Here is a 14407-nt window from a genome sequence, read left to right as displayed (position 1 = left end):
GCGGAGCAACCGGGGCGGTGGTCAAGAGACCACCGCCCCGGTCCTGCTTTCGGGTGATTTCGTACGGCAGTTGACGCAGCGGTGCCGCATCGGGCGGGGACGCGCGAGCAAGGGTGGCCCGTACCTCTCGCCGTACTCGTCGCGGTCCCTCGCCGCGCCTGACGGCGTGCCTCCCGCCGTGCCCGAGCCAAGGAGCCGTCGCAGTGTCCCCGACCGCGCCTCCCCCAGCGACGACCACGGTCCGTCGCGGACCCGTCCCCGGCGCCCGCCGGTATCCGGCCGAGCGCGTTCCGGGCGCCCGGCCACCGGTCCGGGAGCGGGTACGCGCCGCCCTTCGGTACGCGGGGCCCGCGCTGCTCGGCCATCTCGCGGTGCGCCTGCTGGGGGTGCTCGTCCTCGCCCGCTGGACGCACCTGCGCCACCACGGCCTGTGGCCGGTGCTCGCCAAGTCCTGGGACTCCAACTGGTACCTCGGCATCGCGGCCCACGGCTACGAACCGTCCCCGCCGGGCACCGACGAGCCCAGCGATCTGGCCTTCTTCCCGCTGTACCCGGTGCTCGTGAAGGCGGTCGCCGCCGTCACCCCGGGCTCGCGGGCCAGTGTCGCCCTGGCGCTCGCGATCGTGTTCTCGCTGGTCGCCGCGGGCGGGGTGTTCGCGGTCGGCGACCGCCTGCACGGCCGGCGCACCGCCACCCTGCTCACGGTGCTGTGGGCCGCGCTGCCGGTGGGCGTGGTCCAGTGGATGGGCTACACCGAGTCCCTGTTCACGGCGCTGACGGCCTGGGCGCTGTACTGCGCGCTGACCGGGCGCTGGGTCTGGGCGGGCTCGCTCGCGGCGCTCGCGGGCCTGACCCGTCCGACCGGCATCGCCCTCGCGGCCGCCGTCTCGCTGACCGCCCTGGCCGCCCTCGTACGCGCCCGGCGCCTGGCGTGGCGGCCGGTGCTCGGCGGCCTGCTCGCGCCGCTCGGCTGGTGCGCCTATGTGGCCTGGGTGGGGCTGCGGGTCGGCCGCTGGGACGGCTACTTCGCCGTGCAGAAGCGGTGGACCAACGAGTGGGACGGCGGCGTCGGCACCCTGCGCGAGATGCGGGATCTGCTGGTGTACGCGAACCGGCCGCCGCTGTTCCTGGTCGTGGTCACTCTGGTCCTGATCGTCTCCGCAGTGCTGTACGTGCTCTCGCTCGCCGACCGCCAGCCGCTGGTCCTGCTGGTCTTCACGGGCGCCCTGCTGCTGGTCGTCCTCGGCAGCGGCGGCGTCTACTTCCCCCGGGCCCGCTTCCTGCTCCCCGGATTCCCGCTGCTGCTCCCGCTCGCACTCGCCCTGTCCCGGGCCCGCCGCACGGTGACCGCCCTCGTGCTGGGGTCGGCCGCCGTGTCGTCGGCGTGGCTGGGCGCGTACATGCTCATGGTGTGGCCGGGACCGCCGTGACGGGACCGCCGTGGGGCCGGGGCAGGCGCCGTTTCGCTCTCAGCCGATGGCCAGCAGGACCACGAACAGGACGGCCCCGGCGACGGCGGGCGCGATGACCTCGTACGCCCAGCGGACGCTCACCGGTCCCTGGGCGCCCTCGCGCGAGGCGCCCTGCTCGGCGAGTTCGCGCAGGGTCAGGACGGACTGGTCGGTGGGCGCCATCCGCGCCTTGGTGTCCGTGACGTCGGCGGTCACCGAGACCCCGCTCTGCCCGTCGACCGTGGCGTCCCGTACCTGCCGGCGGGCGGCCCGCTTGCGCTGGCGCAGCGAGACCGGGATCGCCCACAGCTGGTACTTGCCGCCCGACTGGTCGAAGACCTCGCTGGAGTAACCGGCCCGTACGTCCGCGACGGATGCCCAGGGCAGCGTGATCGTGCGGAACGGGTTGCGTACGAGCAGCCGGTCGGCGCTCGCGAACACCGCGGGGCGGAAGCTGAACGCGACGATCAGGGGCACCGCGCACAGCAGCACGGCGAGCGCCAGCCAGGGCGCGTTGCCGTGCCCCTGGAGCACGGCGTCGACGCCGAGCCAGATGCCGATCGCGAGCAGCAGCGCGCCGCCGGCGATACCGGCGGCTGAGCGGTAGGTCCGGTCGGCGTAGGCCGGCTCGGCGGGCGGCGTGGGGCTCGTCATGGCCCGATTCTGCCTCACGCCCCACGCGCCGGTTTCCCTCAGGCCACCAGATCCGCGTACACGATGATGTTGTCGGGCCGGTGGCCGCCGGTGAGCTCGCCGCCACAGGTGATGATCCGCAGCTCGGGGCGGTCGGTGTCGCCGTACACCTTCTGCGTCGGGAAGGTCTTCTTGTCGACCTGTTCGAGCGCGCGGACCGTGAAGTCGGCGCTCCTTCCGTCGGCGCGGGCGACCGAGACGGTGTCGCCGACCTTGACCTTGGAGACGTTCTTGAGGACCGCGGGGCCCTTGACCGTGTCGAAGTGCCCGATGAGGACGGCGGGCCCCCGCTCGCCCGGGGTGACTCCCTTGTCGTACCAGCCGATGCGGTCCGCGTCGGCGACGGAGGGCACCTCGACGGTGCCGTCCTCGGCGAGCCCGAGGTCGAGGATCGGCCCGGCGTCCACCCCTGCCGCCGGGATCCGCACCCGTACCGGCTTGGACGCGGGCAGCGCGGCCGCGGCCTTCGGGGAGGCCGGGGCGGCCGTGGAGGCGGTGATGTGCGGCGGCGGAGTGGCCTTCGGGGTCTCGGAGCCGCAGCCGGCGGCCGAGGCGCCGACGGCGAGGACGAACAGGGCGGCGACGACCGAACGGGCCGCGCGGGTACGGGACATGAGGTGCTCCGGGGCGGAAGACGAGCGGCCCCCCGGGGGGGAGACCCGATCCGAGAGGACGGGCGGACCCCCGGAGGGACCCGCCCGGCGTGATTAGACGCGGCCGGCGGCGCGGCGGCGCGCCACCACGAACCCGGCCGCACCGAGGGCGGCGATCCCCGCGCCGCCCGCGAGCAGCGCGCTCTTGTCCATGCCGTCCTGCTTGAACTCGGCCCCGGCCGCGACGCCGCCCTTGGGCACCACGGTGGTCTGACCGCCGTTCTGCGCCGGGGAGTTGACCGGGGTGGTGGTGGGGGTCTTGGCCGGGGTGCCACTCGCGCACCCGGCGGGGAGCTTCGGGAAGTCGGTGTACCTGTACGGCATGGTGCCGCCCTGGGTGCGCTGACCGAGCTTGGGGGTGGCGGTGTTCGCGCCGTCGATGCGGACCCCGTAACGGCCGTCCAGGGGGTGGGCACGGTCGGCCGTGGCGAGCGCCTTGAAGGAGGCGTCGCGCAGCACGGCCTTCGGACCCTGGCTGCTGTTGGTGAGCTTCACCGACATCCCCGCGCCGAAGACGCTGGGCACGACCTTGGTCACCGTGCAGCCGGCGCGGCCGTCGGTGAACTCCGACGTCAGCTTGCCGGTGGTGGCGTTCAGCACCACGTGCATTCCGTGGACGTACCCGTCCGCGTCCTCACCGTTGGTCCCCAGGATCAGGACGACCTTCCCGTTGGTCACGAACTCGGCCCGGTAGTGCCCGGCGGCGGACCGGGAAACCGGCACGCTCTCGCCGTTGACCAGCTTGTACGTGACGGTGTCGGGGTCGGTGCAGGCCTTGGACAGCGCCGGGAAGGGCTGGGACTTCCAGGCGGTGTCACCGCCCTGGGAGCGCTGGAAGAACACGGCCTTGCCGCCGGTCGCCGCCTCGAGCTTGATGCCGGCGCTCAGGTCGGTGGGGTGGGCCCGGTCGACGGTGGCGACGACCTTGCCCTTGGCGTCCTTGAGCTCGGCCTTCGGGCCGTTCGCCAGGTCGTTGGTGAGCGTGACGGTCATGCCGAGCCGCTCCGAGGCGACGCTCTTGGTGACGTGGCAGGAAGTGGTGGCCGGCGTCTGCCCCGGGGTGGCCGCGAAGGCCGCCGCCGGGGTGAGGAGGGCTCCGGCGAGGGCGGCGGTGGCGATCGCGACGCGGAGCGGGGTGCGGGCGTAGGTCGACATGAACGACTCCATGGAGCAGGGCGGCCGAGTGGCCGGAGAAGGAAGAAGTGGAGGTCGCATGCCGCCTCCTCTGCCGGGTGGGGCCGTTGAGGCTGGGCGGGGCTGCTGAAGAGAAATCTATGGATCACCTGTACGAGAAGCGTCTGCTCCGTGTCACAGGCGCGTGACAGAGCTCACCCCCGCTCACCTGAGCCTCGGGGGCTGTACAGGAAGCTACGCGCGTAGATATGCTCATCTGGTGACCATGCCCACCAATGCACCCGCAGCTGCTGCCTTCGCCGACGCGACCGCGTCCGACGGCTCGCTGCGCCGCTTCCTCCACGGGCTCCCCGGCATCGACCCGGTGGGCCTGGAAGCGCGCGCCGCGTCCCTCGGCACCCGTTCGATCAAGACCTCGGCCAAGGCGTACGCCATCGACCTGGCCATTTCGATGATCGACCTGACGACGCTGGAAGGCGCGGACACCCCGGGCAAGGTCCGGGCGCTCGCCGCCAAGGCCGTCCACCCCGATCCGACCGACCGCACCACCCCGCACACCGCCGCCGTCTGCGTCTATCCGGACATGGTGGCGAGCGCCAAGGAGGTGCTGAAGGGGTCGGACGTCAAGGTCGCCTCCGTCGCCACCGCCTTCCCGGCGGGCCGCGCGGCGCTCCCGGTGAAGCTCGCGGACGTACGGGACGCGGTCGAGGCGGGCGCCGACGAGATCGACATGGTGATCGACCGGGGCGCGTTCCTGGCCGGCCACTACCTCAAGGTGTACGAGGAGATCGCGGCCGTCCGCGCCGAGTGCGGCGACAAGGCCCGCCTCAAGGTCATCTTCGAGACCGGTGAGCTGTCGACGTACGACAACATCCGCCGTGCCAGCTGGCTCGGCATGATGGCCGGCGCCGACTTCATCAAGACGTCGACGGGCAAGGTCGCGGTCAACGCCACCCCCGCCAACACCCTCGTCCTGCTCGAAGCCGTACGGGACTTCCGCGCCCAGACCGGGATCCAGGTCGGCGTGAAGCCGGCCGGCGGCATCCGCTCCACGAAGGACGCGGTGAAGTTCCTGGTCCTGGTCAACGAGACCGTGGGCGCGGACTGGCTGGACAACCACTGGTTCCGCTTCGGCGCCTCCTCGCTGCTCAACGACCTGCTGATGCAGCGTCAGAAGCTGGCGACCGGCCGTTACTCCGGCCCCGACTACGTGACGGTGGACTGAGACCATGGACATGAAGACACAGACATCCGCTTTTGAGTACGCGCCGGCTCCCGAGTCGCGCTCGGTCGTCGACATCGCGCCGTCCTACGGCCTGTTCATCGACGGCGAGTTCACCGAGGCCGCCGACGGCAGGGTCTTCAAGACCGTCTCGCCGTCCACCGAGGAGGTCCTGTCCGAGGTCGCCCGGGCGGGCGTCGAGGACGTCGACCGTGCTGTGAAGGCCGCGCGCAGGGCGTTCGAGAAGTGGTCGGCGCTGCCCGGCTCCGAGCGCGCCAAGTACCTGTTCCGGATCGCCCGGATCATCCAGGAGCGCAGCCGCGAGCTGGCGGTCCTGGAGACCCTGGACAACGGAAAGCCGATCAAGGAGACCCGCGACGCGGACCTCCCCCTGGTCGCCGCGCACTTCTTCTACTACGCGGGCTGGGCCGACAAGCTCGACCACGCCGGGTTCGGTGCGAACCCGCGCCCGCTGGGAGTGGCGGGCCAGGTCATCCCGTGGAACTTCCCGCTCCTGATGCTGGCCTGGAAGATCGCCCCGGCGCTCGCCACCGGCAACACGGTCGTCCTGAAGCCGGCCGAGACGACCCCGCTGTCGGCGCTGTTCTTCGCGGACATCTGCCGCCAGGCGGGCCTGCCCAAGGGCGTCGTCAACATCCTTCCCGGATACGGCGACGCGGGCGCGGCCCTGGTCGAGCACGAGGACGTCAACAAGGTCGCCTTCACCGGTTCGACCAACGTCGGCAAGGCCATCGCGCGTTCCGTCGCGGGCACCGACAAGAAGGTCACCCTGGAGCTGGGCGGCAAGGGCGCCAACATCGTCTTCGACGACGCCCCCATCGACCAGGCCGTCGAGGGCATCGTCACCGGCATCTTCTTCAACCAGGGCCAGGTCTGTTGCGCGGGTTCGCGCCTGCTGGTCCAGGAGTCGATCCAGGACGAGCTGCTCGACTCCCTCAAGCGCCGCCTCTCCACGCTGCGCCTCGGCGACCCGCTGGACAAGAACACCGACATCGGCGCCATCAACTCGGCCGAGCAGCTCGCCCGGATCACCGCGCTCACCGAGACCGGTGAGGCCGAGGGCGCCGAGCGCTGGACCGCCCCGTGCGAACTGCCGTCGGCGGGTTACTGGTTCGCCCCGACGCTGTTCACCAACGTCACCCAGGCGCACACCATCGCCCGCGACGAGATCTTCGGCCCGGTCCTGTCTGTGCTGAGCTTCCGCACCCCGGACGAGGCCGTCGCCAAGGCCAACAACAGCCAGTACGGCCTGTCCGCCGGCATCTGGACGGAGAAGGGCTCGCGCATCCTCGCCGTCGCGGGCAAGCTCCGCGCCGGTGTCGTCTGGGCCAACACGTTCAACAAGTTCGACCCGACCTCGCCGTTCGGCGGCTACAAGGAGTCGGGCTTCGGCCGCGAGGGCGGCCGGCACGGCCTGGAGGGCTACCTCGATGTCTGAGACTTCGACGCGTCTGAGTGTCTTCAAGACCTACAAGCTGTACGTGGGCGGGAAGTTCCCGCGTTCCGAGAGCGGCCGGGTGTACGAAGTGGTCGACAGCAAGGGCAAGTGGCTGGCCAACGCGCCGCTCTCCTCCCGCAAGGACGCGCGGGACGCGGTCGTCGCGGCCCGCAAGGCGTTCGGCGGCTGGTCGGGCGCGACCGCGTACAACCGCGGGCAGATCCTCTACCGCATCGCCGAGATGCTGGAGGGCCGCAAGGACCAGTTCGTGCGCGAGGTCGCCGAGGCCGAGGGGCTCTCGAAGTCCAAGGCCGCCGCCGTCGTGGACGCGGCCATCGACCGCTGGGTCTGGTACGCGGGCTGGACCGACAAGATCGGCCAGGTCGTGGGCGGGGCCAACCCGGTCGCGGGCCCGTTCTTCAACCTCTCCACCCCCGAGCCGACCGGTGTCGTGACGGTCCTGGCCCCCCAGGACTCCTCGTTCCTCGGCCTGGTCTCGGTCGTCGCGCCCGTCATCGCGACCGGCAACACGGTGGTCGTCATCGCGTCCGAGAAGGCGCCGCTCCCGGCCCTCTCGCTCGGCGAGGTGCTCGCCACCTCCGACCTGCCGGGTGGCGTGGTCAACGTCCTGTCCGGCCGGACGGCCGAGATCGCGGCGCCGCTGGCCGCGCACCAGGACGTCAACGCGATCGATCTGACGGGCGCGGACGCCGAGTTGGCGCGCGAGTTGGAGATCGCGGCGGCGGACAACCTCAAGCGCGTCCTGCGCGCCAAGGCCGTGGACTTCACCGCGGACCCGGGCACCGAGCGCCTCACCGCGTTCCTGGAGACCAAGACGGTCTGGCACCCCACGGGGTCCCTGGGCGCCTCCGGCTCCGCATACTGAGCTGCGCGTACTGAGCTCCACGTACTGAGCTGCGCGTACCGGGCCTGCGCGCACCGGGCCGTGCGAAGGGCCCCGCCGTCCACCGACGGCGGGGCCCTTCGCGTACCCGTCAGCGGGGCAGCAGACCGGCGGCCCGGTCCATGAGCGGCAGGTCCTTGAGGGCGGAGCCGCTCGTCAGGACACCCGTCGCGGCCGTCGTCGACACCGGCTTGAAGTCGGCGACCTGGGTGCCGACCCCGTTGGTCAGCGGGTCGACCCCGGTGTTGGCGAGCGGGTCGAGCCGCAGCCCGAGCACGGGCCCCACGGCGTGGCCGGCCGAGCCGGTCAGGCCGTGCGCGGCCGCCGTGAGGTCGGTGACGGTCGCGTTCTGGGCGGACGGGTGGACGGGGGCGGGGGCGGCCTGGGCGGCCGGGCCCCCGGCGGCCAGGGCCGCGCCGGCCGCGGTCACGGTGAGCCCGGCACTGAGCAGCGTCCGGTGGCGCAGGCCCCTCGCGGGCCTGGATGCCTCGTGTCGTCCCATGGGATCCCACTCACTCTCGGAGGTAGTCGTGTGTAATCACGCGATCACGAAGCGTAGTTGAGATGTGACACTGGATACCAACGGCCTCCCCTGGGGGTCCCACTCCCGGGCGCATGGCCCACACTGGTGTCCCGTGAGTTCATCTGCCATCGCGACGCGCGTCGTCCTGCTCTCCGGGCCCTCGGGCTCCGGCAAGTCGTCCCTGGCCGCCCGCACGGATCTGCCCGTGCTGCGCCTGGACGACTTCTACAAAGAAGGTGACGACCCGACCCTGCCGTTGGTGGCGGGCTCCACGGACATCGACTGGGACTCCCCGCTGTCCTGGGACGCGGACGCCGCGATCGTCGCCATCACCGAGCTGTGCCGCACGGGACGTACCTCCGTGCCGGTGTACTCGATCGCCACGAGTTCCATCACCGGCACCACCTCGCTCGGCATCGGCCGCACCCCGCTGTTCATCGCGGAGGGCATCTTCGCCGCCGACATCGTGGACCGCTGCCAGGAGCTCGGGGTGCTCGCGGACGCGATCTGTCTGCGGGGCCGTCCCTCGACGACGTTCCGCCGCAGGCTGCTGCGCGATCTGAAGGAGGGCCGCAAGTCGGTCCCGTTCCTGCTGCGCCGCGGCTGGCGCCTGATGCGCGCCGAACGCGCCATCGTGGCCCGCCAGTCCGCGCTGGGCGCCCATCCCTGCGCCCGGGACGAGGCCCTGGGCCGCATCGCGAGCGCCGCGGCCGGACGCAGCCGCGCGGGAGTCGCCGCCTAGGGCGGGCCGAGCGTCCGTGGTGCGCGCGAGGGCGCGCACACAATGAAGCGGCGGGGCCCGAAGGCCCCGCCGCTTCCCCCGTTCCCCCCGTGGGTGGCCCCCGTGTCCCCCGTGGACCACCCGCGCCCCTCCCCCGGACCTTCAGGCCACCAACTCGCCGAAGGACTCCTCCTCGTCACGGCCGAAGCTGAGGACGTCGTCCTCACGCAGCCGGCGCAGCGAGCGCCAGATGCTGGACTTCACCGTGCCGACACTGATGTCGAGTATGTCCGCGATCTCCGGGTCCGTACGGCCCTCGTAGTAGCGCAGGACCAGCATCGTGCGCTGCAGTTCGGGCAGCCGGGCCAGCGCCTGCCAGAGCACGGCGCGCAGTTCGGTGCCGCGCATCGCGTCCGTGTCGCCGGCCGTCTCCGGCAGCTCCTCGGTCGGGTACTCGTTGAGCTTGCGCCGCCGCCAGGCGCTGATGTGCAGATTGGTCATGGTCCGGCGCAGATAGCCGCCGACCGCCGCCTTGTCACTGATGCGGTCCCAGGCGCGGTAGGTGGAGAACAGCGCGCTCTGGAGCAGGTCCTCCGCCTCGAAGCGGTCGCCGGTCAGGTGGTAGGCGGTGGCGTACAGGGAGGCGCGGCGCGCCTGGACGTAGGCGGTGAACTCCGCCTCCGACAGGCTGCTCCGCTCCCCCGAGCCCTCCCGGTACGCCGCCTCCCCGCCCCCCTGCGACTTCTTCCCCGCGGCCGGAACCGCGGGGCTGTCCAGCACCGTCATGTAGGGCGAAGGCCCTTGCTGTACCGATGACGTGTGCTGGCGCCCGGCGCCCCGAGCGCACCCCCGCATGCTCGGGACGCCGGACTTCTCGGCACTCCGTACGACGTCGTGGAGACGCGTCACAACTGCGCTGGAGTTGGTGCTGTGCAGTGCGTTCATCTCGCGCCCCCCGTCGGTGGAGTCTGTTTCGTGCCCGTGCTGGGTTACGAGGAAGAGCCTGCCCGGGCAGTTTCATGGGGTTGTCCGTCGAGTGTCACGGGCCTGTCACAGCGGCCTGTGCGAGCGGTGTCGCGGGCCGAGGGCCGGACGGGGGTCGTACTCCTTCCCCCCATGGGCCAGAATGACCTCTGTGCCTTTCCTGTTGCTGATCGAGGACGACGACGCCATCCGCACGGCCCTCGAACTCTCCCTGTCCCGCCAGGGCCACCGTGTGGCCACCGCGGCGACGGGAGAGGACGGTCTGAAACTGCTGCGCGAGCAGCGGCCGGACCTGATCGTGCTGGACGTGATGCTGCCCGGGATCGACGGTTTCGAGGTGTGCCGCCGCATCCGGCGCACCGACCAACTGCCGATCATCCTGCTGACCGCGCGCAATGACGACATCGACGTGGTGGTGGGCCTGGAGTCCGGCGCCGACGACTATGTGGTCAAGCCGGTCCAGGGGCGGGTCCTCGACGCCCGGATCAGGGCCGTGCTGCGCCGCGGCGAGCGGGAGGCCACCGACTCGGCGGCGTTCGGCAACGTGGTGATCGACCGGGCCGCGATGACCGTCACCAAGAACGGCGAGGACCTCCAACTCACGCCCACGGAGCTGCGGTTGCTGCTCGAACTGAGCCGCCGCCCCGGACAGGCGCTCTCCCGCCAGCAGTTGCTCCGGCTCGTCTGGGAGCACGACTACCTCGGTGACTCGCGGCTCGTCGACGCCTGTGTGCAGCGGCTGCGCGCCAAGGTCGAGGACGTGCCGTCCTCCCCGACGCTGATCCGTACGGTCCGTGGCGTGGGCTACCGCCTGGACACCCCGTCGTGAAGCTGACGCTCCGCCCCCGCACCCACCAAGAGCCCGGCCGGTGAAGCGGGCCGTACTCGCCGGGCTGCGCTGGACCAGTCTGCGGCTGCGCCTGGTCGTGGTGTTCGCGCTCGTCGCGCTGACCGCGGCCGTCTCCGCGTCCGGCATCGCGTACTGGCTCAACCGCGAGGCCGTCCTGGTCCGTACGCAGGACTCGGCGCTCAACGACTTCCGCCAGGGCATGCAGAACCGCGCCGCCTCGCTGCCGCTCCAGCCGACCGAGCACGACCTCCAGGTGTCCGCCAAGCAGATGGCGGACAGCAGCAACTCCCGTTACAACGTGCTGCTCGTGGCCGAACGCGCTCCCGGCAAGCCGATCGTGGGCGCCTCCGACGTGGACGGCTTCACGCTGGAGGACGTGCCCGCGTCCCTCCAGGAGGCGGTCACCAAGAAGCAGAAGGTCACGGGGAGCAACGCCTACCCGTACCACCTGTTCTGGCAGCGGATCACGCTGCACGGGCGCCCGTATCTGGTCGGCGGCACGAAGATCATCGGGGCGGGGCCGACCGGCTACATGCTGGCCCCGCTCGACCAGGAGCGGCGCGACCTCAACTCGCTCGCCTGGTCGCTCGGCATCGCCACCTTCCTCGCGCTGCTCGCCTCCGCGCTGCTGGCGCAGGCGGCCGCCACCACCGTGCTGCGGCCGGTGCAGCGCCTCGGGGACGCGGCGCGCAGGCTCGGCGAGGGCAAGCTCGACACCCGCCTGAGGGTGTCCGGAACCGATGAACTCGCCGATCTGTCAAGGACGTTCAACCGCACGGCCGAGGCGCTGGAGAAGAAGCTCACCGACATGAGCGCGCGCGAGGAGGCGAGCCGTCGCTTCGTCGCCGACATGTCGCACGAGCTGCGGACGCCGCTGACCGCGCTGACCGCCGTGGCGGAGGTCCTCGACGAGGAGGAGGACAGCCTCGACCCGATGATCGCGCCCGCGGTGCGGCTCGTGGTCTCCGAGACGAGGCGGCTGAACATCCTGGTCGAGAACCTGATGGAGGTCACCCGCTTCGACGCGGGCACCGCCCGGCTGGTCCTGGACGACGTGGACATCGCCGACCAGATCACCGCGTGCATCGACACCCGGGCCTGGCTGGACGCCGTCGAACTCGACGCCGAGCGCGGCATCATGGCGCGCCTCGACCCGCGCCGCCTGGACGTCGTGCTCGCCAACCTGATCGGCAACGCCCTCAAGCACGGCGGCTCCCCGGTGCGGGTCTCGGTCCGCGTGGAGGGCGAGGAGCTGGTGATCGCGGTACGCGACCACGGGCCCGGCATCCCCGAGGACGTCCTGCCGCACGTCTTCGACCGGTTCTACAAGGCCAGTGCCTCGCGGCCGCGCTCGGAGGGCAGCGGGCTCGGCCTGTCCATCGCGATGGAGAACGCGCACATCCACGGCGGTGACATCACCGCCACCAACTCCCCCGAAGGCGGCGCCGTGTTCGTGCTGCGGCTGCCGCTGGACGCCACCGAGCCGGCCACCACCGAGACGCCGGAAGGAGACGCGGCGCAGTGAGAGAACTCCGTCGCCGGGCAGCCTTCGCGCTGGCCGGTCTGCTGACGCTGGCCACCGCCGCCACCGGCTGCGGCATCCGGCCCACCTCGGTGCCCGTCGACGCGGGCCCGGCGCCCTCCCGGGTGCCGTGCGAGGTGCCGGACAACGCGATCGGCCCGCAGTTCGAGGGCGTCACCATCCAGGTCCACCTGGTGTGCGGGGCCCAGTTGGTCACGGCCCAGCGGTCGGTGCGCATCGCGGAGAACAGGGGCGCCCAGGACCGGCTCCGCTTCGCGCAGACCCTGCTCGACGAGCTCATCGCCCAGCCGTCGGGCGACGAGAAGGAGGCCGGGTTCACCACCGAGGTCAAGGGCCCGCTCACCGTCACCGCGGCCCGCGCCAACGACCCGGCGGGCACGCTGCGCCTCAGCCGCGCCCCGGAGGCCCTGTCCGCGCTCGCGCTGTCGCAGGTGGTGTGCACGTACGCGGAGAACATGCCGACCACGCCCGGCAGCCAGCAGGTGGTGCTCGGCGGCCCCGGTGAGGACCCGGCCCGCGGCTACACCTGCACCGCGGAGATGAAGTCCCGCCCGGACAGCGCGGCCACCCTCGGCGAGATCCCCCGCCCCAGCCGTACCTAGGGCGGCCGCGGGCGGAATCACTGGGCCCGGGCGGAACCGTTCCCGCCGCGTCCCGCGTCTTGGGGGGCGTGCAGCAGCGTCATGGTCAGGACGGCAGCGCCGTCATCCGGTTCCGCGCGGTGGGGTGGGTCCTCCTCCTCGCGCATCTGCTGCTCGTGGCGTGGATCTCGCTGAGACCCCGGGACGTGATGTGGGTGACGGCCACCAATCTGACGCCGCTCGCCGGCATCAGGGCCGACCTCGCGCTCGGCCCGCTCCAGGCCGCCCACCGGATCGGTGAGGGTCTGCTGCTGCTCGCCCCGCTGGGGGTGCTGCTCCCGATGGCGGGCGGCCGCCTGCGGGTCTCGCCGCTGGCTTCCCTGGTACGCACGGTGCTGGCCGGCGCGCTGATCTCGCTCGGCATCGCCCTGCTCCAGACGGCCGTGCCCGGGCAGGTCCCCGATGTGGACGCGCTGCTCCTGAACACCGCGGGCGTGGCGCTGGCCCACCTCGCGGTGGTGCCGGCGGGCCGGCGGGGCCTCCGCCGCAGGAACCAGGGCGACCCCTGCGCGCCCCTCCTTCCGGAGGAGCCTTCTCAGGGACGTACCCCGACAAATCCCAGGGTTGTCACAGCCCCCTGGACCGACGCCCCGGCGAGGGTCCGGCGGGAGTATGGAGACATCGCGAGGGAGCCCGACCGAAGCGGCTCCCCCCTCCAGCTCCGAAGGAGCCTGCCATGAGCGCCCCTCTTGTCCGCCCGACCGAAGGCCGCCGGATCGGCGGGGTGTGCGCAGCGCTGGCCCGGCGCTTCGGCACCTCCGCCACCACGATGCGGGTCATCTTCCTCGTCTCGTGCCTGCTGCCGGGGCCGCAGTTCCTGGTCTATCTGGCGATGTGGGCGCTGATCCCCGGCGAGAAGTCGGCGCGCGCGGCCTGGTAGTTCAGGCCCCGAGAATCCGGGCGAGCTTGTCGAGCTGACGGTCGGCGATGTCGTGCGGCACGGCGACCGTCACCGGTGCCCGCCCGGACAGGTCGATCGCCATGAACCGCACGATGGTGGCGCCCCGGCGCACCACGACGAGGTGCACGGGGGCCGGAGCGCCCTGCCCGGTCGCGGTCGCGGTCCAGCTCACCGACTCGCCGCGCACCTGGTACGGCTCGGCCCGCACGTCCTGGTAGGTGGCCCGATGGCCGTCGAGGAGCGTGTCGAAGGCGGTGCCGCAGTGGGCCAGAGCCGTTCTCAGCCGCTCGATCAGGCGCCGGGCGTCCGGCGGCGCGTAGGCGGACAGCGAGGCCGACACCGCGAGGCCCGGGTTCCGGCGCGCACCGAGGCCCCGGCTCACGGTCGCGCGGGCCCGGTCGTCGGGTGCCCCGCCCATCACCTCGGCCAGCGGCGCGCAGGCGGCGCGGTCGGCCCGGGGGGCGCGGTCGGCGCCGGTGTCGGGCGCGGGTGCGCCGGAGATCTCGTACCCGGGCACGTCATCCGCCGCGAGGGCGGCCCGTTCCAGGCCGTTCGGCGGCGGAGAAGCGGGCGCCCGGGCGGTGACCGGTCCGGCGGGGCCCTCCGGCGCCGCGGTGCAGGCCACGCCCGCGAGCAGCGCGGTCAGGACGAGCACCGCCGCCCGGGTGAGCACCATCGCTCGGGTCGGCACCGTCGCTCGGGCGGACGCCTTCGGACGCATGATCAGG

15 protein-coding genes and 1 pseudogene are annotated in these 14407 nt (G+C 72.4%); 10 read left to right on the top strand and 6 right to left on the bottom strand.

Annotated features, from left to right (window positions below; all coding sequences use genetic code 11):
• Positions 1-203 precede the first annotated feature (203 nt).
• Positions 204-1430 carry a glycosyltransferase family 39 protein gene (locus tag N4G70_RS11410; RefSeq protein WP_261712432.1) on the top strand — a complete coding sequence of 409 codons (1227 nt, stop codon included), beginning with the start codon at positions 204-206 and terminating at the stop codon, positions 1428-1430.
• Positions 1431-1469: 39 nt separating this feature from the next.
• On the opposite strand, the gene N4G70_RS11405 is transcribed toward N4G70_RS11410, so the two are convergent.
• From N4G70_RS11405 to N4G70_RS11395, 3 genes are all read right to left on the bottom strand, one after another.
• Complete coding sequence (locus N4G70_RS11405; RefSeq protein WP_261712431.1) at positions 1470-2105, bottom strand: PH domain-containing protein; 636 nt, start codon at positions 2103-2105, stop codon at positions 1470-1472.
• Between the two features lie 38 nt (positions 2106-2143).
• Positions 2144-2758: a class F sortase gene (locus tag N4G70_RS11400; protein ID WP_261712430.1), complete on the bottom strand. Its 615-nt coding sequence runs from the start codon at positions 2756-2758 to the stop codon at positions 2144-2146.
• 93 nt (positions 2759-2851) lie between these two features.
• A complete protein-coding gene (locus N4G70_RS11395) occupies positions 2852-3952 on the bottom strand; it encodes a hypothetical protein (protein ID WP_261712429.1) in 1101 nt (366 codons plus the stop codon).
• Between the two features lie 244 nt (positions 3953-4196).
• Here N4G70_RS11395 and deoC point away from each other — a divergent pair, with 244 nt between their 5' ends.
• From deoC to N4G70_RS11380, 3 genes are read left to right on the top strand one after another with little or no spacing between them, the layout of a single operon-like run.
• Complete coding sequence (gene deoC, locus N4G70_RS11390) at positions 4197-5156, top strand: deoxyribose-phosphate aldolase (RefSeq protein WP_261712593.1); 960 nt, start codon at positions 4197-4199, stop codon at positions 5154-5156.
• A 10-nt stretch (positions 5157-5166) separates the two neighbouring features.
• Positions 5167-6612, top strand: coding sequence for an aldehyde dehydrogenase family protein (locus tag N4G70_RS11385; protein ID WP_261712592.1), 1446 nt, complete (start codon positions 5167-5169; stop codon positions 6610-6612).
• On the top strand, positions 6605-7498 hold the full coding sequence (locus N4G70_RS11380) for an aldehyde dehydrogenase family protein (RefSeq protein ID WP_261712428.1): 894 nt from the start codon (positions 6605-6607) through the stop codon (positions 7496-7498). Before N4G70_RS11385 ends, N4G70_RS11380 begins: the two co-directional genes overlap by 8 nt.
• Before the next feature lie 109 nt (positions 7499-7607).
• On the opposite strand, the gene N4G70_RS11375 is transcribed toward N4G70_RS11380, so the two are convergent.
• Positions 7608-8018: a hypothetical protein gene (locus N4G70_RS11375; RefSeq protein ID WP_261712427.1), complete on the bottom strand. Its 411-nt coding sequence runs from the start codon at positions 8016-8018 to the stop codon at positions 7608-7610.
• A gap of 64 nt (positions 8019-8082) precedes the next feature.
• Here N4G70_RS11375 and N4G70_RS11370 point away from each other — a divergent pair, with 64 nt between their 5' ends.
• Complete coding sequence (locus N4G70_RS11370) at positions 8083-8781, top strand: uridine kinase (RefSeq protein ID WP_399035008.1); 699 nt, start codon at positions 8083-8085, stop codon at positions 8779-8781.
• Between the two features lie 141 nt (positions 8782-8922).
• Here N4G70_RS11370 and N4G70_RS11365 read toward each other — a convergent pair whose 3' ends face one another.
• Positions 8923-9705 carry a SigE family RNA polymerase sigma factor gene (locus N4G70_RS11365; RefSeq protein WP_261712426.1) on the bottom strand — a complete coding sequence of 261 codons (783 nt, stop codon included), beginning with the start codon at positions 9703-9705 and terminating at the stop codon, positions 8923-8925.
• A 190-nt stretch (positions 9706-9895) separates the two neighbouring features.
• Here N4G70_RS11365 and afsQ1 point away from each other — a divergent pair, with 190 nt between their 5' ends.
• The 5 genes and pseudogenes from afsQ1 (at position 9896) to N4G70_RS11340 (ending at position 13658) form a co-directional block, all read left to right on the top strand.
• Entirely contained in the window at positions 9896-10573 is a 678-nt protein-coding gene (gene afsQ1, locus N4G70_RS11360; RefSeq protein ID WP_174248559.1) for a two-component system response regulator AfsQ1, read from the top strand.
• A 40-nt stretch (positions 10574-10613) separates the two neighbouring features.
• Positions 10614-12119 (top strand): cell wall metabolism sensor histidine kinase WalK, encoded by a 1506-nt coding sequence (locus N4G70_RS11355; RefSeq protein WP_261712425.1) that lies wholly within the window; start codon positions 10614-10616, stop codon positions 12117-12119.
• Entirely contained in the window at positions 12116-12739 is a 624-nt protein-coding gene (locus N4G70_RS11350) for a hypothetical protein (RefSeq protein WP_261712424.1), read from the top strand. Before N4G70_RS11355 ends, N4G70_RS11350 begins: the two co-directional genes overlap by 4 nt.
• A gap of 68 nt (positions 12740-12807) precedes the next feature.
• Positions 12808-13356 (top strand): annotated as a pseudogene (locus N4G70_RS11345) (VanZ family protein); the annotation flags it as partial.
• A gap of 98 nt (positions 13357-13454) precedes the next feature.
• Complete coding sequence (locus N4G70_RS11340) at positions 13455-13658, top strand: PspC domain-containing protein (RefSeq protein ID WP_261712423.1); 204 nt, start codon at positions 13455-13457, stop codon at positions 13656-13658.
• A 1-nt stretch (position 13659) separates the two neighbouring features.
• Here N4G70_RS11340 and N4G70_RS11335 read toward each other — a convergent pair whose 3' ends face one another.
• Positions 13660-14400: a hypothetical protein gene (locus N4G70_RS11335; protein ID WP_261712422.1), complete on the bottom strand. Its 741-nt coding sequence runs from the start codon at positions 14398-14400 to the stop codon at positions 13660-13662.
• Positions 14401-14407: the final 7 nt, after the last annotated feature.

This window comes from Streptomyces sp. ASQP_92 (genome assembly GCF_025399895.1).
In the GTDB taxonomy this organism is placed as follows: Bacteria; Actinomycetota; Actinomycetes; order Streptomycetales; family Streptomycetaceae; genus Streptomyces.
The sequence above is the reverse complement of the archived record's forward strand: the minus strand, read 5'-3'. Positions and strand labels throughout refer to the sequence as shown.